This window comes from Enterococcus sp. DIV0213h, assembly GCF_051711285.1.
Classification (GTDB): Bacteria; Bacillota; Bacilli; order Lactobacillales; family Enterococcaceae; genus Enterococcus_D; species Enterococcus_D casseliflavus.
The window spans coordinates 729,539-750,115 of record NZ_JBIOMH010000001.1 but is presented as its reverse complement, the minus strand read 5'-3'; the positions used below and the strand labels follow the sequence as shown (position 1 = coordinate 750,115).

The window sequence follows — 20,577 nt, the reverse complement described above, 5'->3', positions numbered from 1 at the left end:
GCTGACCAGTAGAATCAAATCGTTTTTGAAAAATAGGTCAACGGTTCGCTCGTCATGTTTTTCATTTGGGTTTTACGCTCATTGACCATTTCGACTAATTGATCAAGGAAATTTTCCATAATGATCCGACCGCCTTTATAGGTATACCCACCGATTTTAACAGTTTCCTCTGGGGATAAAATCACCCGACGTGTCCCGATTTTTTTGAAAAACTCTTCCAAGAAAAAATTCGGTAGATAAAAACTGTTTTGCGCTGCAAAAGATTGTAGATAGGCAAAATCATCGATGGTGATATAACAGTCGTCAAAGGCATCAAAGCTGACATACTCATCCATCAGCATGACCCGTTTTTGTAGAATCTCACTGATTTTTTGATTCAATAAAACCAACGTTTCGATTTCTTTGACTTTATGCTCCAACAAACGGCGTTGTTTTTCTTTTTGCTCCTCATACCGAATGCGTAAATTAAAAATGATGGTTACTAACAATGCGCCCACTAAGACGCCGATCAAACCTGCTATTGCTACTGCCATTCTTCGATCCTTCCTCATTCCTTTTTTCATATTGTATCATATTTGAAAGTTTCGCAAAAAAGATAACGAACTTTTTATTTGACCTTTCTTGACCTAATCGGTATACTATCTCTTAGATATTGCGAAAACTTTATGCTAAACTATATCTATAACGATTTTTAGGAGGACTATCACTATGAATTTAATTCCTACAGTCATTGAACAATCATCTCGCGGTGAAAGAGCGTATGACATCTATTCTCGTCTATTAAAAGACCGGATCATTATGTTGAGTGGTCAAGTAACCGATGACTTAGCAAACTCGATCATTGCTCAGCTTTTATTCTTGGACGCGCAAGATTCTGAAAAAGACATCTACTTGTACATCAACTCGCCTGGCGGAAGCGTTACTGCTGGTCTAGCGATCTTTGATACCATGAACTTTATCAAAGCCGATGTTCAAACCATCGTTATGGGGATGGCTGCTTCTATGGGTTCATTCTTATTGACCGCTGGTGAAAAAGGCAAACGCTTTGCGTTACCAAATGCAGAGATCATGATCCACCAACCATTAGGTGGCGCCCAAGGTCAAGCAACTGAGATCGAAATTGCTGCCCGCCACATTTTGGCAACCCGCGAACGGCTGAACAAAATCTTGTCAGAACGTACTGGTCAACCAATCGAAGTGATTGAACGCGACACCGATCGCGACAACTTTATGACCGCACAAGAAGCCAAAGATTACGGCTTGATCGACGAGATCATGGAATCAAACAAATTGAAATAAGCTTGCATAAAAAAGGTGTACGAAGCAATTCGTACACCTTTTTGCGTCTTTTGGTTCGGCGTCAGACTTCACCATATTCGCCCTGTTGGTAAGCATACCCATTTTCCACGTAATGCGTGATGTTTGCCTGATTTTTGGCGATTTCTTCCTCTGTCAACGGGCGGATCACTCGTGCAGGACGACCAAACGCCAACACATTGGGCGGAATGACGGTTCCTTCCGTTACTAACGAACCAGCACCTAACAAACTATTTTCACCGATCACTGCATGATTCAAAACAATCGAGCTCATGCCGATCAGCGCCCCTTTTTTGATGGTACAGCCATGAAGCATACACTGATGCCCAACAGTCACATCGTCTTCCACGATCGTCGGGGCATCGTGATCAACGTGAATGATCGTTCCATCTTGAATATTGGTACGCGCGCCGATTTCGATGCGATTGGCATCGCCTCGAATCACTGCTTGAAACCAGACCGTACTCTCTTTTCCTAGAGTCACGTTTCCTACGATCGTCGCATTTTTTGCCACAAAACAAGGTGTTCCTTGCAACGAGGCTGGCGAAACTGTTTTGTGGGTTTCATTTCCTGATTGTTCTTTGTCCATCAACTTCTCCTTCCAATCCATAAACGGATCTGCGCTTTCTTTTTTCACTATAGCACCACCCTTGCGACAATGCAAAAAGAGCGCCAGTCAGACTGGACGCTCTTTTGGGTTTACTCGGCTTCTTCTGAAAATTGACTTTGGTACAGTTGGCTATAAAAGCCGCCAGCTGCCAACAAGGTCTCGTGATTGCCTTTTTCAATGATCGACCCTTGATCCATCACTAAGATCAGATCTGCTTCACGAATCGTTGACAAACGATGGGCGATCACAAAGCTGGTACGACCTTCCATCACTTTATCCATTGCTTTTTGAATCAGCGCTTCTAAGCGGGTATCCACCGAACTGGTGGCTTCATCGAGAATCAAAATCTTCGGATCAGAGATGACTGCCCGAGCGATGGTCAACAATTGTTTTTGCCCCAAGGAGACATTGTCCCCTTCAGAATTGATGATCATTTCGTAGCCGTCTGGCATCGTGCGAATGAAGTGATCGACGTTGGCGGTTTTCGCTGCATCAACGACTTCATAATCGGTGGCATCTAATTTCCCAAAGCGAATGTTGTCGCCGATCGTGCCTTCGTACAACCATGCATCTTGTAAGACCATCCCAAATAGTGACCGAACATCGTGACGTTCCATTTTCTTCGTGTCGATGCCGTCGATCTTGATGGCCCCTTCATTGACATCATAAAAACGCATCAACAAATTGATCAAAGTGGTTTTCCCAGCACCTGTTGGTCCCACGATCGCCACGGTTTGTCCAGCTTTGACTTCAAAGTTCAAGTCTTTGATCAACGGTTTTTTCGGATCATAGGCAAAGCCGACATGTTCAAAGGTCACGTCGCCTCTGATTTGTTCTGGCAATTGGATATCCGTTTGATTGACTGGCTCTTCTTCCTCATCTAGGATTTCAAAGACCCGTTTTGCTGCTGCTGAGGCACTTTGCAAGACGGATGACAGCTGGGTAATGTTCCCCATTGGCTGACTGACTTGCCAAATGTATTGTATGAACGCTTGCAGCTGACCAACAACGATCACGCCGCTGATCACATAAAAGCTCCCCATGACTGCCATTGCGATATAGGTAAAGTAAGCGGTCATTTGCACCAGCGGCATCATCAATCCTGACACAAAGGCAGAACGAAAGCCGTAATAGCGCAACTGGTGGTTAACGTTTTTAAACCCTTCAAGTGTTTGCTTTTCCCGTCCATACACTTTCAACACACTGAATCCAGTCATGTTTTCTTGTACGTAGCCGTTCAGATCCCCTAACGCATTTTGCATGCCTTGGAAGTCTTTTTGCGACTTTTTGACGATCGTGCGAGAAATCAATAAGGAGGCTGGGATCATGATCAATGAAACCAATGCCATGTAGGTATTGATGTAAAACATCATGGAAACCGCCATAACGATTCCTAAGAAGGCATTGACGATCCCGATCAAGGCTTGCTGCATCGCACCACTGACGGCATCCACGTCATTGGTCACCCGTGACAGGATATTCCCTTGCTGGTTGCGGTCGAAGTAAGAAACGGGCAAACGATTGATTTTTTCTTCAATGTCTTGCCGCAAATCTCGCATCGCAGATTGGACAACGTTGGTGATCAGCAGCCCTGACATCAATTGTGAGAAACAGTAACCGACACCGACGACTGCGATCCAGATCAAGCAAAGGATCACGTAATCAAAATTAACGCCTTCGCCAGCGGCTATGTTGCGGCTGATCTCTGTCGTCGGTAATCCAGAAACATACGGCATTGCCGCATTGAAGCCGACGGTTGCAACAGTAAACAACAAGACTAGGATAAATTGTACTTTGTACGGTTTGATGTAAGCACCTAACCGTTTTAAAGAAGAGATTGCTTTCATTGTGCCAACTCCTCCTCTGATAATTGTGACGCCGCAATGTCGTAGTATACTGGACAAGTTTGCAGCAGTTCTTTGTGGGTGCCGATGCCAACCACATCGCCTTCGTTCAAGACGACGATCTTATCGGCATTCATGATCGTTCCTACTCGTTGAGCAACGATCAAAACGGTCGATTCTGTGGTTTCTTTTTTCAAGCGTGCCCGCAATTTTGCATCCGTTTGGTAATCCAATGCAGAAAAACTATCATCAAAAATATAGATCTCTGGTTGGCGGATCACCGCACGGGCAATCGCTAGGCGTTGTTTTTGTCCGCCAGAGAAGTTGGTTCCGCCTTCTGCCAAGTGAGCATCAAAGCCATCTGGTGTGCGAGAAATGAAATCTGCCGCTTGCGCAATCTCGGCTGCTCGTTCCAGCTCTGCTTGCGTGGCATCTTCTTTCCCATAGCGTAGGTTTTCTGCGATCGTCCCTGTAAATAGCAACGCTTTTTGAGGGATAAACCCGATCTTGTTGCGCAACGTCGTTAAGCTGTAATCCCGAACGTCAACACCATCCACCAAGACTTGGCCTTCACTGACGTCGTAAAAACGTGGGATCAATTGGATCAAGGTTGATTTTCCACTTCCAGTACTACCGATAAACGCCACGGTTTCCCCTGGTGAAGCGGTAAAGCTAACATTACGGATCACTGGACTTTGCGCATGTCCTGGATAAGCAAAGGTAACATTTTTGAATTCCAAGAAGCCTTTCGTCTTAGTTTCAGTCACTGGCTGTTCTGGCTCTTTGATTTCAGAAGTCGCATCTAACGCTTCTTGGATTCGACGAGCAGAAACCGCCGCTCGTGGATACATCGTAAAGACAGTCGCAAACAGCATGAAAGAAAACAGCGCATGGAAGATGTATTCGATAAATGCAATCAAGTCACCGACCTGCAGTTGCCCTTGATCGATTTGAATACTCCCCGTCCAAATAATCAAAATCATCACGATATTGAATAAGAAGAAAAAGCCTGGTTGTGCCGTTGCCATCAAGCGAAACAAGCTGCGAGAACTAGAAGCATAGGCTTGGTTGACTTTGCCAAAGCGTTTTTCTTCAAATTTTTCATTGACGAAGGCACGGATCACTCGTAAACCAGAGAGATTTTCCCGCAAGATGCCATTGATTTTATCTAGATTGGCTTGTTGTTTAGTGGATAAGGGTTCCGAGATTTTGGCAATGGCGATGACGGCCATCAGCAATATCGGCAATGCCCCCAAAACATACAACCCTAGTTGTGTACTTGTCCGCATGACCATGTACAAGCTGACCACAAACATCATGGGTGTCATTAAACCTGTCCGTAAGATGCTTTGCATAAACAGCATGATTTGATACGCATCATTGGTCACACGGGTGATCAATGATGAAACCCCGATTTTTTCATATTCGGTATGTGAATAGCCTTGGACTTTTTCAAAAAGATCGTCACGAATATCTGCCACAATGTTAGTGGTGATACGTGACGTGAAATAGCCTAACAAAATGTTCATCGTGATCCCCACAATGGTGATCGCGATCATCGCCGCACCCATTTTCCATATGTAGTCGCGATCACCAGCGGCGATCCCTTTGTCGATCATTCTTGCCAATAACGTCGGCAAACCTAATTCAATCAAAATAAAACCAAAAACACAGATGAAATTAAAAACCAGCAGTTTCTTGTTTCTCATCGTGTAGTGCCACATTAATTTCAAAAAATCCCCTCCTTTTTTACTTCATTACTTCTACTATAGCATAGGAATATTCTTATTGTAATGCACTTTCAACGAAAAAAAGCAAACTTCAGCGATAGTCCTTTCATTTTCTTTCAGTAAGCCTTTTCAAAATGACGTGTTTCTATACTTATTCGTTTTTCTGTGATAAACTAGGGATACTTGTAGTGGAACGACTTACAAACCCGGTGAATTTTTTATGACGACATTTGGAAAGCAAAGACGAGGCTTTCTCTTTTTTCTCACAACGATTGTCTGAAAAAAGCATGCAGCGGCTCTCGAAGCCTTCTTTTCAGGTCACTTTATTCGGACCTCGATTTTGTGATGCAGCGAATTCATCAACCAAATAGACTACTGCGAAAAGCAGATAAAGGAGAAAAGATATGATTTACAAAATTTATTACCAAGAAACAAAAGACCGCAACCCAAAGAGAGAACAAACCCACTCTTTGTACATTGAAGCAGACGATGCAGTAATCGCACGCCGTCTGGTTGAACAAAATACCCCATACAACATCGAGTTCGTTCAAGAACTAGATGAAAAACATTTAGCTTACGAAAAAGAAAACGCTGATTTCAAATTAGCGGAGTTTTAAGATGAAAGTTTCGCTGAAAAATAATGAGACTGGCGTATTCGGCGTCGGTGGACTTGGCGAAATCGGAAAAAACTGTTATGGGGTTCAATTCCAAGATGAGATCATCTTAATTGACGCGGGAATCAAATTCCCCGAAGATGAACTGCTTGGGATCGACTATGTCATTTCCGATTATAGCTACATCGTTCAAAATTTACCGAAAGTCAAAGGCTTGATCGTCACTCATGGTCACGAAGACCATATTGGCGGAATCCCTTACTTGTTGCGGGAAGCCAATATCCCGATCTATGCGGGACCCTTGGCACTTGCTTTGATCACCAACAAATTAGATGAGCATGGCTTATTGCGGGATGCGGAATTACACGAAATCAATGAAGATACGGTGATTCGTTTCCGTAAAACATCCATCAGCTTCTTTAGAACGACCCACAGTATCCCAGATGCTTTAGGTGTCGTTGTCAAAACGCCTTCTGGCAATATCGTCGCAACTGGCGATTTCAAGTTTGACTTTACGCCTGTGGGCGAACCAGCAAACTTGCACAAAATGGCAAAAATTGGTGAAGAAGGCGTCCTTTGCCTCCTTTCCGATAGTACCAATGCAGAAATTCCGACCTTTACCAAATCAGAAAAAACGATCGGCAGCTCGATCCAAAAGATTTTTGAAAAAATCGATGGTCGGATCATTTTTGCCAGCTTTGCCTCCAACATTTTCCGTCTCCAACAAGCTGCAGATGCGGCGGTTGCGACTGGACGTAAAATCGCCGTTTTTGGACGCAGTATGGAAAATGCAATCGTCAACGGACAGCGCCTTGGCTATATCAAGGTGCCAGATGGAACCTTTGTGGAATCTCATGAGATCAACCGTTTGCCTGCAAACGAAACCATGATCCTTTGTACGGGTTCTCAAGGAGAGCCAATGGCTGCTTTGAGTCGGATTGCCAACGGGACTCACCGTCAAATCCAAATTCACCCAGATGATACCGTGATTTTCTCAAGCTCACCGATCCCAGGAAATACCACGAGTGTCAATCAGCTGATCAACTTGTTGTTGGAAGCTGGCGCAAACGTGATCCATGGCAAATTGAACAACATCCATACTTCTGGTCACGGTGGCCAAGAAGAACAAAAACTGATGTTGCGTCTAATGAAGCCAAAATTCTTTATGCCTGTCCATGGGGAATTTCGGATGCTGAACATCCACACCCAGTTGGCACAAGATGTCGGTGTACCAAAAGAAAATTGTTTCATTATGGAAAATGGTGACATGTTGGCCTTAACAGCGGATACCGCTCGCTTGGCTGGTCATTTCAATGCCAATGATGTTTATGTTGACGGCAGCGGTATCGGTGATATCGGAAATGTCGTCTTACGAGATCGTCGCATTCTTTCAGAAGAAGGCCTCGTCTTAGCTGTCGCGACAGTCGATGTGGCGAAGAAAGAAGTCCTTGCTGGACCAGATATCCTTTCTCGTGGGTTTGTTTATATGCGGGAATCTGGCGAGATGATCAACGAAGCACAGCAGATCCTCTTCCGTGCATTGCGGGAAGTCTTGAACCAACCAGACCCAACAGAACACAAATTAAGAGAAGCGATGTCTTCGGCGTTACAGCCATTCCTATTTGAAAAAACCGAGCGTCATCCAATGATCCTTTCGATGATCATGACGCCGGACGATTTATAGTCTCACATGCGAGGGTAGTTCTCAGGTTACTGAGAACTACCCTTTTTCCTTTCCGTTATAAAAAGCAAAAAAAAGACCATCGAATCGATGGTCTTTTGGGGTTTTTGATTTCAAAGTGCTCTTACTGGCAGTTTGTTTGAAAGCTTACGCTTTGTTTACGTTAACTGCTTGAGGTCCACGATCAGAATCTTCCACGTCGAAAGTTACTGCTTGACCTTCTTCTAAAGTTTTGAATCCTTCACCTTGGATCGCTGAAAAGTGTACAAATACGTCTGTACCGTCTTCGCGAGAGATAAAACCAAACCCTTTTTCAGCATTGAACCATTTTACTGTACCTTGTTCCATTAAAAAAAACCTCCTCGTGCATAAGCACTTAATTGTGTGTAACATTGCCTTTGTGCGATAGAGGCCTAACGTGCGTTTCAACATCTATTCAGCAAACAAAATTACAATAATATTTTACACTTGCCCGTATTTTTTTGCAAGACAGACGATTAGACAATTCACCTTTATTTTTAATAATGTTCGCAAAATCGGCTTATTTTCACACGTCTTCCTGTTGCCACAGCCCCTCTTCTCGCAAACTGACATAGGCATTGTCGCCAATGATCAAATGATCCAATATGTCGATCCCCATCAAGTCTCCGCACTTGATCAAGCGGCGTGTAAACAGCAGATCTGCCTCTGAGGCTTGGGGACTGCCGCTGGGATGGTTGTGGACGACGATCACTCGGGCGGCACTGTAGCGTACCGCCCAATGAAAAATCTCCCGTGGGTGAGCGATCGACTGATTCAACGATCCGATGAAGATCGTTTTTTTCTGAATGATCTCATTTTTCGTATTCAAATAAAGCCCTAGTAAATGCTCTTGACGACAATCCTTCAACTCTTGGATCAACTGATGGGCGATCGCCATACTAGAGTTGACCTTACCGTACTTTGGTTGAGCGGAGCGCTGGATTCGCACACCTAATTCAACCATCGCTTTGATCTCGATCGCTTTGATTTGTCCGACGCCGCGAATTTCTTGTAATTCATCGATCGTCGCTTGCTTTAATTCATACAATTCTTGAAAACGATTCAAGACACTGGCCGCTAACTCGAGGACATTCAGAGGACGTGAGCCAGTTCGCAGCAAAATGGCCAATAATTCTTGATTCGAAAGGGCATCCACTCCATATTCTACTAAACGCTCTCGGGGAAACGAGCTTTGGGGAATCACTGTTTCATTGATCATAAAAAAACTCCTTTGCGTCGGTCTAATAAAAGATACGCAAAGGAGAGAGTATTTCATGAATCAGGTGCGCAAAAAATCGCAGCTAGATCGAAAAGGCGGTTTCTAGAAAATCTGGGACATCCTCTAGTGATGGTAAGACTTTCAAGACTTTTTCTTCAATGATGGTCGTCGGCGCGATCAAATCGGGAATCATAATGACTGAGATCCCTGCCCCATGAGCAGCATGAATACCGTTAGCCGAATCTTCAAGGATCACCAATTCTTCTTTTGGTACCGCCAATAATGCGTGGGCTTTTTCAAAAATCTCAGGATCTGGTTTTGCCCGTGTGACATCATCAAAGCAGACGATCTCAGGAAATTCCGCCGTTAAGCCTGCTGCTTCCAGCAAGGTATCGATCACTTTGCGCTGGTTGCTAGACGCCAACACTCGGGGAATCTTTTTCTCATCAAGATAATGCAATAACTCGTGGATACCCGGCTTCAATTCAGCCTCGCCCCGTTGGAACATTTCCAGCGTTTGCTGAAAAGCCGCTTGGATAAAGTCTTCGATCATTTGATGGCCAAAGGCTTCGTCGAACCGCTCATGGTAAGCTGCCCAGACTTCTTCATCCGAGACCCCCACATAAGCTAAATACAACTCTTTTGTATAGGGAATCCCCATTTGATCCGCCACGATTTGAGTAGCCTGGTAATAGAGCAGCTCCGTGTCAAAAATCAAGCCGTCCATATCGAAAATCACACCACGTAACTTAGCCATTTCTTCCTCCTATTGCCAACAACAATTCACGAACTTCTGAAACAAAATACAACGATCCTGTCACCAGCAGCAAATCTTCATTGGTCATTTTTTCTAATAATTCTGCCAAGCCAAACTGCCATAAAGAGACGGTTGAGATTCGTTTTTCATCGAGTTCCTGATAGCCGTCTGCTAAATGCAATGCTTTTGGGAAATCAAAGGTCGTTAAATAAATCTCGGCTTGCGGAATTGCCAGCAATTGCTGAAGCATCTCATTGACGTTTTTGGTTTCTAAGGCTGAGAACAGCACATGGATGCGATAGTCGCTGAACTCTTCTTTCATCGTATCCACCAAGCGAGCCATGGCATGCACGTTATGGGCGCCATCGATGATCACCAGTGGTTCACTGCTGATTCGTTCCATTCGGGCGGGCCAATAGGCTTTTCTTAGCCCATTGCGAATATCTTTAGCTGAAAATGGCAGCTGCCGTAGGTCGCAATACAGACTGTACAATTGGATCGCAACACCGGCATTTTCTGGTTGATGGCGGCCTAACATCGGTGTTTTCAAGCCTTTGATTTTGCCATGCTCATTTTCAAAATCAAACAATTCGCCCCACTCTTCATCAGGATGACGATAGGTCACACGGTACTCTTGCCCTGCATGATACGCAGGTGCCTGTGCTTCTGCAGCTTTCAAGTCGATCACCGAAAGCGCACTTTCAACGATATTGCCAGTCACAAGGGGAATTTGTGGCTTGATGATCCCCGCCTTATGGGCAGCGATTTTTTCAATGGTATCGCCTAAGACATCCATATGATCCATGCCGATCGTCGTGATCGCTGTCAACATCGGGGAAATAACGTTGGTACTATCTAAAAGTCCCCCTAGGCCAACTTCCATTATCGCAACATCGACGTTTTTTTCTTCAAAATAGCCTAATGCCATGGCAGTAATGATCTCAAACTGAGTGATGCCCGTCAAGGTTTCATCACGATCGATTTCAGCAACCAGCGGCTGGATTTTTTCCACCCAAGCGACCAAATCCTCATCTGATATAAATTGTCCATTGATTTCGATCCGTTCATTGAACGCTTCAATGTGCGGGGAAGTAAAAGTCCCCACTTGCTGCCCAGCTTCTTCTAAAAGACTGCGCAAATAGCTGACGGTTGATCCTTTGCCATTCGTGCCGGCGATATGGATCATGGTTATGTTTTTTTCAGGATTGCCCATTCGTTTTAATAATGCTTCGACACGCATCAATCCGGGTCTTTGCCCAAATGCCAAACGCGAATGGATCCACGCTGTTGCTTCTTCGCTTGTCATCTCCTTCACCTCGCTCTTATTTTATCAAAAATCCCACAGCTTTCCCAATTTCTTTCCTTTAAACGAGAAATTTGTTTGACGGTTTCTATCGATTACGCAAAAACAAGCATCTACAAGAGATGCTTGTTTGCAGACAGTCGACGCTTCCTATTGAATCGTGCGCAATTGCTCGATCCGTTCTTGGACTGCTTTTTGTTTTTCAAGATAATCGGCTTCTTTGCTGCGTTCTTGTGCTACGACTTCCTCTGGTGCATTGGCAACGAAGCGTTCATTTGCCAATTTGCCTTGTACCCGTTGAACTTCTTGGGTGAACTTCGCTAGTTCTTTCTCCAAACGCGCGATTTCTTCTTCAATGTTGATCAACCCAGCTAGCGGCAAGTAGATCGTCGCGCCTGATAGGATGGCTGACATCGCCAATTCAGGGGCTTGTAAGCTGTTAGAGATTTCTAGTTCTTCTGGATTACAGAAGCGTTCGATATAGTTTTTGTTGGCGATCAAGAATTCTTCGATCTCAGGCTCATTTGCTTGGATCAGCAAAGTGATTGGTTTCGAAAGTGGTGTGTTTACTTCTGCACGGATGTTTCGAACCGAACGAATCAATTCTTTCAACACTTCCATCCCTTGCGCCGCTTTTTCATCGGTCCATTCTGGTGCCACTTGTGGATACTCAGCAACGACTAATGATTCCCCTGTATGCGGCAGTTTGCTCCAGATTTCTTCTGTAACAAATGGCATGATTGGATGCAATAAGCGTAAAATTTGGTCAAGAACATGGACTAAGATGCTCTTATTGACTTGTTTCGCTGCTTCATTGTCACCGTATAAGGTTTCTTTCGACATTTCAATGTACCAGTCACAGAAGTCATCCCAGATAAAGTTGTATAATTGACGACCCGCTTCCCCAAATTCGAAACGTTCAAAAAGGTCAGTGACTTTTTCAATCGTTTCATTCAAGCGCGTCAAGATCCAACGATCCGCCACTGATTTTTCACCAGAAAAATCAATGTCTTCGGCAGTCATTTCGCTGACATTCATCAAGACGAAACGGGAAGCATTCCAAATTTTATTGATGAAGTTCCAAGCGGCATCCATTTTTTCATAGCTGAAACGCACGTCTTGTCCCGGTGCAGAGCCATTTGATAAGAACCAACGCAATGCATCGGCACCGTATTGTTCAATGACTTCCATCGGATTGATCCCGTTTCCAAGCGACTTACTCATTTTGCGACCTTGTTCATCACGGATCAATCCGTGGATCAAGACATTTTGAAATGGTCGTTTGCCAGTAAATTCCAAGCTTTGGAAAATCATACGGCTTACCCAAAATGCGATAATGTCATAGCCAGTCACTAATGTATTGGTTGGGAAGTAGCGTTGGAAATCTTCATTGTTTTCATCTGGCCACCCCATTGTTGAAAACGGCCATAAAGCAGAACTAAACCAGGTATCCAATACGTCTGGATCTTGCTGCCAATTTTCGGCATCCGCTGGCGCTTCAAGTCCTACATACATTTCTCCCGTTTCTTTGTGGTACCAAGCTGGGATTTGATGGCCCCACCACAACTGACGAGAGATCACCCAGTCATGGACATTTTCCATCCAACGTAAGAATGTTTGGTTGAAACGTGGCGGATAAAAGTCCACCGCATCGTCGGTTTCTTGGTTGTCGATGGCTTGTTTTGCTAATGGCTCCATTTTTACGAACCATTGTGTCGACAAACGAGGTTCGACTACTACGCCTGTCCGTTCTGAGTGCCCTACGCTATGAACCATTTTTTCGATTTTGATCAGACGACCTAACGCCTCTAAGTCTTTCACGATTTGCTTACGAGCAGCAAAACGATCCATGCCTGCATAAGTACCTGCTAAGTCGTTCATTGTTCCGTCATCATTCATGACATTGACCCGTGGTAGGTCATGGCGGTTACCGACCTCAAAGTCATTCGGGTCATGGGCAGGAGTGATTTTTACGACCCCAGTTCCAAATTCTTGGTCCACGTACTCATCTGCGATGATTGGGATCTCTTTATTGACCAAAGGCAAGATCACTTTTTTACCGATCAATGCTTGATAACGTTCATCTTCTGGATGAACCGCGACTGCTGTATCCCCCAGCATCGTTTCTGGACGAGTCGTTGCGATCTCCACCACACCGCTGCCATCTGCTAATTCGTAAGACATATGGTAAAAAGCACCTTCGATGTCTTTGTGGATCACTTCAATATCAGATAATGCCGTGCGGGCTTGCGGGTCCCAGTTGATGATGTACTCGCCACGATAGATCAAGCCTTTTTCATATAGCGTCACGAAAACTTTACGGACCGCTTCGGATAATCCATCATCTAATGTGAATCGTTCACGGCTATAGTCTAGAGATAAACCTAGTTTCGCCCATTGTTCCCGAATGTGACCGGCATATTCTTCTTTCCAATCCCATACTTGTTCAACGAATTTTTCCCGACCAAGGTCATAGCGAGAAATCCCTTGTTCCCGCAGCTTTTCTTCTACTTTGGCTTGGGTAGCGATCCCGGCATGGTCCATACCTGGTAGCCATAAGGTGTCATACCCTTGCATCCGTTTTTGACGAATGATGATGTCTTGTAACGTGGTATCCCAGGCATGACCTAAGTGCAATTTTCCTGTTACGTTTGGTGGTGGAATCACGATAGAATAAGGTTTTGCTTCTTTGTTGCCGCTTGGTTTAAAACGGTCATGTTCTAACCAATCTTGGTAGCGCCCCGCTTCTACTTCTTGGGGATTGTACTTGGTGGATAGATTTTCAGTTTCTGTCATAGTTGGTCCTCCTAAAGTTACGTTTTTTAGACGTAATGGTTGGTGTGGGTTTTTTGTGCCTGTTACTGGGTAAAGCGTGACAATGTTTGAATCGTTCAGGATTAGTGCCGTGGTAGAGATGATTATCAGCTGTTTGTTGACGCCTCGCTTGTTATTCGTAAAAAAAACGTTGCTTACAGAGGTCAAGGCACACTTCCGTGATCCGCTATTGTGTCTTAGGGCTTTTGGCAAACGATCTCGCTCGCTTCGTGGACCAGTTTTGATGACTTCTTGTACTGTTCATCATCTATTCTGTCTTGCTTCGCAAGCCAATCGCAGTGATTCCTAGTACGGTTACTACGCTCCCTATGGTCGCCTAGTACTGTTCATCATCTATTCTGTCTTGCTTCGCAAGCCAATCATAGTGATTCCTAGTATGGTTACTACGCTCCCTATGGTCGCCTAGTACTGTTCATCATCTGCTCTGTCCCACTTTGTGGGCCACTCATTGTGATTCCTAGTATGGTTACTACGCTCCCTATGGTCGCCTAGTACTGTTCATCATCTGCTCTGTCCCACTTTGTGGGCCACTCGCAGTGATTCACAGCAAAAAGCGCCCTAATGCCGAGGCATTAGGGCGCTGATACGCGGTACCACCTAAATTGCAGATTGCTCTGCCACTTTGACGTGAGGTAACGTTCACGACGCGCTTGATCTTACTGTGCGGCTTTGTCTGCAAGAAACAAACCGTGGTTCGGATCAAAGACCTTCAAGCTACCTTTTCAGTGTCTGGGGAAGTCTTGCACCGACCGACTTCTCTCTGACCGCCAGGGTCACTGATACTCCTCTTGAACATTGTCTTGCTATCATAGATTCTTGTTTCATCTTGCTACATTCTACAATGAACTTTTTTGAAAGTCAATCAGAGGTTTGCTTTCGCAGCATCAATGGCTGCTTGATAATCCGGTTCGTGGGAGATCTCAGGCACGATCTCAACGTGTTGGATCACGCCTTCACGGTCTAAAACGAAAATTGCTCGGGCAAAATGACCGAAGTCTGGGATCATGATTTGATAGGCCTCACCGAAGGTATTCGCCGGATCATGAAGCATGATCATGTCAACACCTTCTTGGCCGCACCATTGCGCTTGTTCTTCTTTTGTATTGTTAGAGATCGTGACAAAATGGATGTCATCCAATTGACTTGCCTCTTGGTTGAAACGCTTGGTCTGCAATGCACAGACGCGTGTCACGATATCGGGAACCACGCTGATGATCGTTGGTTTTCCTAAAAAATCAGTCAGTGTGTATTCCTTGTCCTCTAAACTTTTCAAGCGAAAATCAGCTGCTTTATCCCCTACTTTTGGTTGGTTGCCAGGCATCTCATAAACCGTTTCTTTGCGTGTAACTTGCATAACATCTCTCCTATAGCATTTTCTCCCAGTATAAGAAAGATTGTCAAAAAACGAAAAGGATTTGCTCAGACTTTCGATTTTTGCGAGTAGGTCGTATCAAAAAAGATCAATGTTTGCAATTCTGTCGTCAAATCAATGTATTGGATATTGACGTCTTTTGGCACGATGACGGGATCAGGGGCAAAATTTAAAATCGCTGTGATCCCAGCATCCACGATCGCATCGATCGCCATTTGTGAATAACGGCTAGGAACGGTCGAAATCGCTACGGTGATCCCTTTATCTGCTACGACTTCCGCCAATTGATCCATTCCATAGACATAACGCCCACTAATGGTCTGACCAATCATTTCTGGATCATTGTCAAAAACCGCGACCACGGAAAGATTTTCATTTCTGCGAAAATTGTTGTTGGCTAACGCTTTTCCTAAATTTCCATAACCAATCAAAGCGATTTTTTTCTCTTCATTGGTTTCTAAGATATAGCTCAATACCTCAATCAGATAGGGAACATCATAGCCATAGCCACTTCTGCCCAATTCTCCTAGATGAGAAAAATCTCGGCGGATCGTGGCTGAAGGAACTTGCGTGATTTCTGCAAACTCTTTCGATTTGATTCGCTGAATACCAGAGGCATCCAGTAATTTTAAGTGTCGTAAATAAGCTGGCAAACGTTTTGCCGTCGCTTTCGGAAGTTTTTTATCTCTTAATGCTTCCATCCTGTCCACCCTCCTTGTTAAATGATTCACATATTGAGTGTAGCATGTTCCATTTTCAATAGCAAGAAAATATTCACAAACTCTCTCACTCGATGAAAAACGACCACAAATGTTCAAAAACAGTTGTGGTCGTAGCATTAAAATCGGGGTTTTATTATAAAAATTCAGCGAATTCCGTTGCTGCTTTTTCTTGATTTGCCGTGATTGCTTCCAGTTTCAACCCAGCCATCGCACGTTCCATCATCCCTTCGATATCGAGACGTTCTTCATATTGGTGGACCTTATCCAGTCTTGGGCGCGTCTTTGGTTGAGGAGGTGCAAAGATTGTGCAGCAATCCTCAAATGGCTGAACTGATAATTCAAAGGTATCAATGGCTTCGGCAACTTCAATGATTTCCAATTTGTCCATCGTTGCTACTGGGCGCACGATCGGCGTATTGGTTACTTCATTGATGGCGACCATGCTATGCAAAGTTTGTGAAGCCACTTGTCCTAATGATTCACCATTTAAGATGATCAAGCCATGACGAGCTTCCCGAATCGCATCCGTCAAACGCAGCATCATCCGACGGGTGATGGTCATCCAATAGCCTTGTGGCACACGATTTTTGATTTCTTCTTGGATTTCTGTAAACGGAACTTCGATAAACTGGATGCTTCCCACATAAGGCGCAAGCTTCTTCGTTAAATCTTTGGCTTTTTGCAACGCTTGTTCACTCGTATAAGGAGGACTTGCGAAATGGACCGCTTCGATCTCAACGCCGCGTTTCATGGCAAAGTAGCCTGCAACTGGCGAATCGATACCGCCAGAAAGCATCAACATTCCCTTTCCACTGGTGCCCACTGGCAGCCCAGCGGCTCCTTGGATCGTTTCATAAGATAAATAAGCGCCATCGATCCGTATTTCTACACGCAAATTGATGTCTGGTTTTTTCATTTGGACTTTGATATCAGGAAAACGGTCGATCACCGCATTCCCTAAGGTCAAATTCAACTGGTTGCTATCTTGCACAAACGAATGATCACTGCGCTTGGCTGTGATTTTAAAGGTCTCAACGCCCGTATAGATCTCTGCCATGACGTCTTGAACGGCTTTCTTTAATACTTCGATATCTTTTTCGACCCGAATGCTGGGGGAAAAGTTTTGAATCCCAAAGACTTTTTGCAGCTTAGGAATGATCTCTTGGCTGTTTTCACCGTTCAATAGCAAGTGCATGCGATCTCGCTCGGCATGAACTTTGACATGGGGATAATCTGCTAAGGTACGTTTGACGTTTGAAGCTAATTGCATAATAAAACTACGACGATTTTTGCCCTTTGTTGACAGTTCGCCATAACGAACCATGATTTCTGAATAATTCACGAGAAAACTCCTTTGATTTGGATTGATTTTATAGTGGTCTGTCGTGCTTAATTGATTTTCGAAAATTTTTGGTACAACTGGTGGAAGACGATCAGAAACTGCTCGACTTCTGCCATTGTATTGCTCTCATCTAAACTGATACGAACAGCCGATGTTGCTAACTGTTCTGGAACGTGCATCGCATGAAGCGTACTGCTGGCCATCTTTTTACGGGAGGAACAAGCGCTCGTCGTCGAAAGATAGATCTGCTTTTCTTCAAAGGCATGGACTAAGACTTCTCCTCGGACCCCTTTTAATGAAAAACAAAGTATGTGCGGCGCAAACCCTTCTGTGCCAGAAAAAAGCGTGACTTTCTCGTACCCAGTCAGTGCTTCTTGCAAATAGCCTTTTAATAATTGAACATGGTTCGGCTTTTCAGCCTTTTGTTCTGTCGCTAAACGTAGGGCTTTTGCCATAGCAACGATTGCTGGTACGTTTTCGGTACCGCTGCGCTGGTTTTGCTCTTGCCCACCGCCGGTCATCAATGGCGCCAGCTTACGGCCTTGTTTCCAATAGATAAAGCCTGCGCCACGAGGTCCATGAAATTTATGCGCAGAGAACACGGCAAAATCGACCCGCTCATTGAACCATTGTTCTTGCGGCACCTTTGTGATGGCTTGGACGGCATCTACATGAAAATGGATCGTTGGATGGTCAGCTAGCACAGCTGCGATCTCATGGATCGGTTGGATCGACCCTACCTCATTATTGACCGCCATCACCGAAACCAAAATCGTTTCTTTGCGAATCATGTTTGCTAATTCAGACACGTTGACAAAGCCTTGGGCATCGACAGGCACAACACTGACCTCAAACCCTAACTCGGCTAATTGAGCCGCTGTTTCACTGACGGCAGGGTGTTCAATACTGGAAATAATCAGGTGATTCCCATAGGCTTTTTTCGCTAAAGCAGTCCCTTTGATGACCCAGTTGTCTCCTTCAGTCCCCCCACTGGTAAATGCGATCTCTTTGGAAGAAACGTTTAACAGATCGGCGATCTGCTGACGAGATTGCTGCAGCAGACGATTGGCTTGATTTCCTAAATCATGCAGGCTTGAGGGATTGCCGATGATTCGCTGACTGACTTGGACATATGTATTTAAAGCTTGTGGATAAATAGCGGTTGTTGCACTGTTGTCAAAATAGATCAATGATAGGACCCTTTCTCTAAAAAAATTCTTTCCCATTATAACTGCTCTTGGGCTGAGTTTCAAGGTGACTCGCTGGCTTTGGCTTTTTTTAAAGGAAACTTTTCCTTCCTTCGTAAGCGGTACTCATGCAGCGAGCCATTCTTTCCATGAAAAAAGCCAGTCAGTTTTTCACTGCTGGCTTTCGTATTATACTAAGTCGCGGTTATTGAAGTAGAAGTTTTCGATCCGTTTGAAGGCACCTGGTTCTACTCGTTCCAACGCTGTGCCGATTTCATCTAGCGCATCTTGATAGCGATATTCTTTACTAAACAAGTAAAGTGATTTGTCGATCGCTGCCTTGATATCTGGATGAGAATGACGATAGCGGTTGGCATATTGCATCATTTGCTCAGTCAATGCCGCAGCATCCACTAAGTCTTTTGTTTGTTCATCTAAAAGATCAAGATCTTCTTCACAGACAGAAACCAATTTATTGATTTCTTGCATGTTGATGCGAATCTTGTTCAATTCTTTGCCTAATTCTTCGACACGATCCGTTGCCACGAAGAAGAATTCTAAATACTCGCCTGGCAAACCAGGTAAGCGTTGTTTCTCAACAAACCGTTTCAAGTTGCGTAGACGGAATTCGAAGCTTTCCACTTTTTCTTGTGCAACTTTTTCGCCACGACGTAATTCCGCAAGAGAATCATCGATTTCAACTTGCTGGCTTTCCACATCATCCAAAATCTTGTAGGCATCTTTGTAGAAGCTTTGCACTTCTGAATAAGGAATCTCATGTTTTTCCAATTTCGGTAAGTACTCGTTGTTGCGGCGAGCCAATTCGTCCACTTCGGTTTGGAAGCCGCGGACGCGACCCAATTCATTATGATTCAAAGTATAGCTTTGTGCCGTATGATCCAACTCGATCAACAACTGACGGTTGTTCTTCGTTGCATGGTCAATGTAGTCTTCGATGATCTGACGATTTTTCATGACATATTTCTTGGCATTGATCTCACGTTCCATCACCGTATACAAGGCATCAATATCACTTGCAGTATCACGGCTTGCCACTTCAACGGAAGCGACTTCTGTTTTCGCTAGATCGTTCATGGAGTTTTCAACCCGTTTTTTCACACGATTGATTTCTTCTTGGAAGTTTGCTTCTGGGAACACATATTTTTGTTCTAATAATTTTTTATAACCTTCTTGGATTTCTTTCAACTGATCAGGGAAGGTACGATTTAATTCTTCGTACGCCGCTGGGATCCGTTTCATTAGGTCTTCCACTTCATAGGTGTGTTTTTCCGCTTGGTCTAACACTTCCCGTGCTTCCACAGGATCACCTGAAGTATTTAAGGTAACAAATTGGGTGAACTCAATTTCAATGTTTTTGATTTGTTTTTGCAGCTCATTGTAAGCAGGACCGAATTCTTCGCCTTGATCCCGCAGCTTCTTCTTCAAGTCTTCGTAAACGTCCAACGCTTTTTGAACTTCCAGGGAATTTCGTTCTTCACTTTCTCGTAATTCTTTCAAGCCTGCGCGAATCTCTTCCACTTGGCGTTCCATCTCGTCCATGGTCGCTTCGGCTTGGACGATCGCCCCTTTTGCTTTAAAAAAGCGGATGCGTTCGTTCAGCTCTTCCACTTCAAAGATTTGACTTTCAAGTTCAGCAAAAGATTTTGTGGAGATATCTGTCCATTGTTGGTTCCACTCACGGAAGGTGTTTTGACTTTGACCAACCAAGTGCATTCTTTTTACTTCATCGACTTCTTCGATCACCGGCAAGTCAAACAGATTTTCTTTGCGTTTTTCCAAGTCATTCAGCTTTTCTTGGTTTTTCTTCCGCATGAAAAAGCCAATTGCATACAAGACCGCTGCGATGATGATGATGGCAATGACAATTCCAAAGATGATATTAGTTCCCATTTTGTGGTTCCTCCAATTTTCAAATATACATGTTTCGTCTAAAACCTGCTGATCAGCAGATTGATTGATAAGTTCGTTGAGTATAAAAAGGACAGATAGTCCCTTTATAAAA

The 20,577-nt window shown here is 44.3% G+C and carries 17 protein-coding genes and 1 other annotated feature; of the genes, 3 read left to right on the top strand and 14 right to left on the bottom strand.

Annotated features, from left to right (window positions below; genetic code table 11):
- Positions 1–14: 14 nt before the first annotated feature.
- Positions 15–533, bottom strand: a complete 519-nt coding sequence (locus IGI77_RS03475) for a hypothetical protein (RefSeq protein WP_005231097.1) — start codon at positions 531–533, stop codon at positions 15–17.
- Between the two features lie 175 nt (positions 534–708).
- Here IGI77_RS03475 and clpP point away from each other — a divergent pair, with 175 nt between their 5' ends.
- Complete coding sequence (gene clpP, locus IGI77_RS03470) at positions 709–1,299, top strand: ATP-dependent Clp endopeptidase proteolytic subunit ClpP (protein ID WP_005225161.1); 591 nt, start codon at positions 709–711, stop codon at positions 1,297–1,299.
- A 61-nt stretch (positions 1,300–1,360) separates the two neighbouring features.
- Here the strand turns inward: clpP and IGI77_RS03465 are convergent, their stop codons facing one another.
- The 3 genes from IGI77_RS03465 to IGI77_RS03455 all read right to left on the bottom strand — a co-directional run bounded on the left by IGI77_RS03465 (position 1,361) and on the right by IGI77_RS03455 (position 5,504).
- Positions 1,361–1,954, bottom strand: a complete 594-nt coding sequence (locus IGI77_RS03465) for a gamma carbonic anhydrase family protein (protein WP_005231095.1) — start codon at positions 1,952–1,954, stop codon at positions 1,361–1,363.
- Positions 1,955–2,016: 62 nt separating this feature from the next.
- On the bottom strand, positions 2,017–3,774 hold the full coding sequence (locus IGI77_RS03460; protein ID WP_005225159.1) for an ABC transporter ATP-binding protein: 1,758 nt from the start codon (positions 3,772–3,774) through the stop codon (positions 2,017–2,019).
- Positions 3,771–5,504, bottom strand: coding sequence for an ABC transporter ATP-binding protein (locus IGI77_RS03455; protein ID WP_010747462.1), 1,734 nt, complete (start codon positions 5,502–5,504; stop codon positions 3,771–3,773). The genes IGI77_RS03460 and IGI77_RS03455 overlap by 4 nt, the downstream gene beginning before the upstream one ends.
- Positions 5,505–5,905: 401 nt before the next feature.
- Here IGI77_RS03455 and IGI77_RS03450 point away from each other — a divergent pair, with 401 nt between their 5' ends.
- On the top strand, positions 5,906–6,118 hold the full coding sequence (locus tag IGI77_RS03450; RefSeq protein WP_005225157.1) for a DNA-directed RNA polymerase subunit epsilon: 213 nt from the start codon (positions 5,906–5,908) through the stop codon (positions 6,116–6,118).
- Between the two features lies 1 nt (position 6,119).
- Positions 6,120–7,799 carry a ribonuclease J1 gene (gene rnjA / locus IGI77_RS03445; RefSeq protein WP_005225156.1) on the top strand — a complete coding sequence of 560 codons (1,680 nt, stop codon included), beginning with the start codon at positions 6,120–6,122 and terminating at the stop codon, positions 7,797–7,799.
- 144 nt (positions 7,800–7,943) lie between these two features.
- On the opposite strand, the gene IGI77_RS03440 is transcribed toward rnjA, so the two are convergent.
- The 10 genes from IGI77_RS03440 to ezrA form a co-directional block, all read right to left on the bottom strand.
- Entirely contained in the window at positions 7,944–8,144 is a 201-nt protein-coding gene (locus IGI77_RS03440; protein WP_005225155.1) for a cold-shock protein, read from the bottom strand.
- Between the two features lie 199 nt (positions 8,145–8,343).
- Positions 8,344–9,036 carry a RadC family protein gene (radC, locus tag IGI77_RS03435; protein WP_005225154.1) on the bottom strand — a complete coding sequence of 231 codons (693 nt, stop codon included), beginning with the start codon at positions 9,034–9,036 and terminating at the stop codon, positions 8,344–8,346.
- Between the two features lie 82 nt (positions 9,037–9,118).
- Positions 9,119–9,793: an HAD family hydrolase gene (locus tag IGI77_RS03430; protein ID WP_005225153.1), complete on the bottom strand. Its 675-nt coding sequence runs from the start codon at positions 9,791–9,793 to the stop codon at positions 9,119–9,121.
- Entirely contained in the window at positions 9,786–11,099 is a 1,314-nt protein-coding gene (locus IGI77_RS03425) for a bifunctional folylpolyglutamate synthase/dihydrofolate synthase (RefSeq protein WP_438769482.1), read from the bottom strand. Before IGI77_RS03425 ends, IGI77_RS03430 begins: the two co-directional genes overlap by 8 nt.
- A gap of 147 nt (positions 11,100–11,246) precedes the next feature.
- Positions 11,247–13,892 carry a valine--tRNA ligase gene (locus IGI77_RS03420; protein WP_438769481.1) on the bottom strand — a complete coding sequence of 882 codons (2,646 nt, stop codon included), beginning with the start codon at positions 13,890–13,892 and terminating at the stop codon, positions 11,247–11,249.
- Positions 13,893–14,501: 609 nt separating this feature from the next.
- Positions 14,502–14,736: a binding site (T-box leader), on the bottom strand.
- 57 nt (positions 14,737–14,793) lie between these two features.
- The gene (gene tpx, locus IGI77_RS03415) at positions 14,794–15,285 is read right to left on the bottom strand and encodes a thiol peroxidase (RefSeq protein WP_010747457.1); all 492 of its coding nucleotides are present in this window, start codon (positions 15,283–15,285) and stop codon (positions 14,794–14,796) included.
- A gap of 65 nt (positions 15,286–15,350) precedes the next feature.
- Positions 15,351–16,004, bottom strand: a complete 654-nt coding sequence (locus tag IGI77_RS03410) for a redox-sensing transcriptional repressor Rex (RefSeq protein WP_015509044.1) — start codon at positions 16,002–16,004, stop codon at positions 15,351–15,353.
- Positions 16,005–16,158: 154 nt separating this feature from the next.
- Positions 16,159–17,367: a tRNA uracil 4-sulfurtransferase ThiI gene (gene thiI, locus IGI77_RS03405; RefSeq protein WP_005225147.1), complete on the bottom strand. Its 1,209-nt coding sequence runs from the start codon at positions 17,365–17,367 to the stop codon at positions 16,159–16,161.
- Between the two features lie 47 nt (positions 17,368–17,414).
- Complete coding sequence (locus IGI77_RS03400; protein ID WP_438770494.1) at positions 17,415–18,557, bottom strand: cysteine desulfurase family protein; 1,143 nt, start codon at positions 18,555–18,557, stop codon at positions 17,415–17,417.
- A gap of 186 nt (positions 18,558–18,743) precedes the next feature.
- On the bottom strand, positions 18,744–20,465 hold the full coding sequence (ezrA, locus tag IGI77_RS03395) for a septation ring formation regulator EzrA (protein ID WP_005225145.1): 1,722 nt from the start codon (positions 20,463–20,465) through the stop codon (positions 18,744–18,746).
- Positions 20,466–20,577: the final 112 nt, after the last annotated feature.

Bases quoted from the DNA above. Each gene is read 5' to 3' on its own strand.
- clpP (WP_005225161.1), top strand. From the start codon at position 709: ATGAATTTAATTCCTACAGTCATTGAACAATCATCTCGCGGTGAAAGA.
- rnjA (WP_005225156.1), top strand. From the start codon at position 6,120: ATGAAAGTTTCGCTGAAAAATAATGAGACTGGCGTATTCGGCGTCGGT.
- IGI77_RS03410 (WP_015509044.1), bottom strand. From the start codon at position 16,004: ATGGAAGCATTAAGAGATAAAAAACTTCCGAAAGCGACGGCAAAACGT.
- IGI77_RS03430 (WP_005225153.1), bottom strand. From the start codon at position 9,793: ATGGCTAAGTTACGTGGTGTGATTTTCGATATGGACGGCTTGATTTTT.
- radC (WP_005225154.1), bottom strand. From the start codon at position 9,036: ATGATCAATGAAACAGTGATTCCCCAAAGCTCGTTTCCCCGAGAGCGT.
- IGI77_RS03475 (WP_005231097.1), bottom strand. From the start codon at position 533: ATGGCAGTAGCAATAGCAGGTTTGATCGGCGTCTTAGTGGGCGCATTG.
- ezrA (WP_005225145.1), bottom strand. From the start codon at position 20,465: ATGGGAACTAATATCATCTTTGGAATTGTCATTGCCATCATCATCATC.
- IGI77_RS03460 (WP_005225159.1), bottom strand. From the start codon at position 3,774: ATGAAAGCAATCTCTTCTTTAAAACGGTTAGGTGCTTACATCAAACCG.
- tpx (WP_010747457.1), bottom strand. From the start codon at position 15,285: ATGCAAGTTACACGCAAAGAAACGGTTTATGAGATGCCTGGCAACCAA.
- IGI77_RS03440 (WP_005225155.1), bottom strand. From the start codon at position 8,144: ATGGAACAAGGTACAGTAAAATGGTTCAATGCTGAAAAAGGGTTTGGT.
- IGI77_RS03450 (WP_005225157.1), top strand. From the start codon at position 5,906: ATGATTTACAAAATTTATTACCAAGAAACAAAAGACCGCAACCCAAAG.
- IGI77_RS03420 (WP_438769481.1), bottom strand. From the start codon at position 13,892: ATGACAGAAACTGAAAATCTATCCACCAAGTACAATCCCCAAGAAGTA.
- IGI77_RS03425 (WP_438769482.1), bottom strand. From the start codon at position 11,099: ATGACAAGCGAAGAAGCAACAGCGTGGATCCATTCGCGTTTGGCATTT.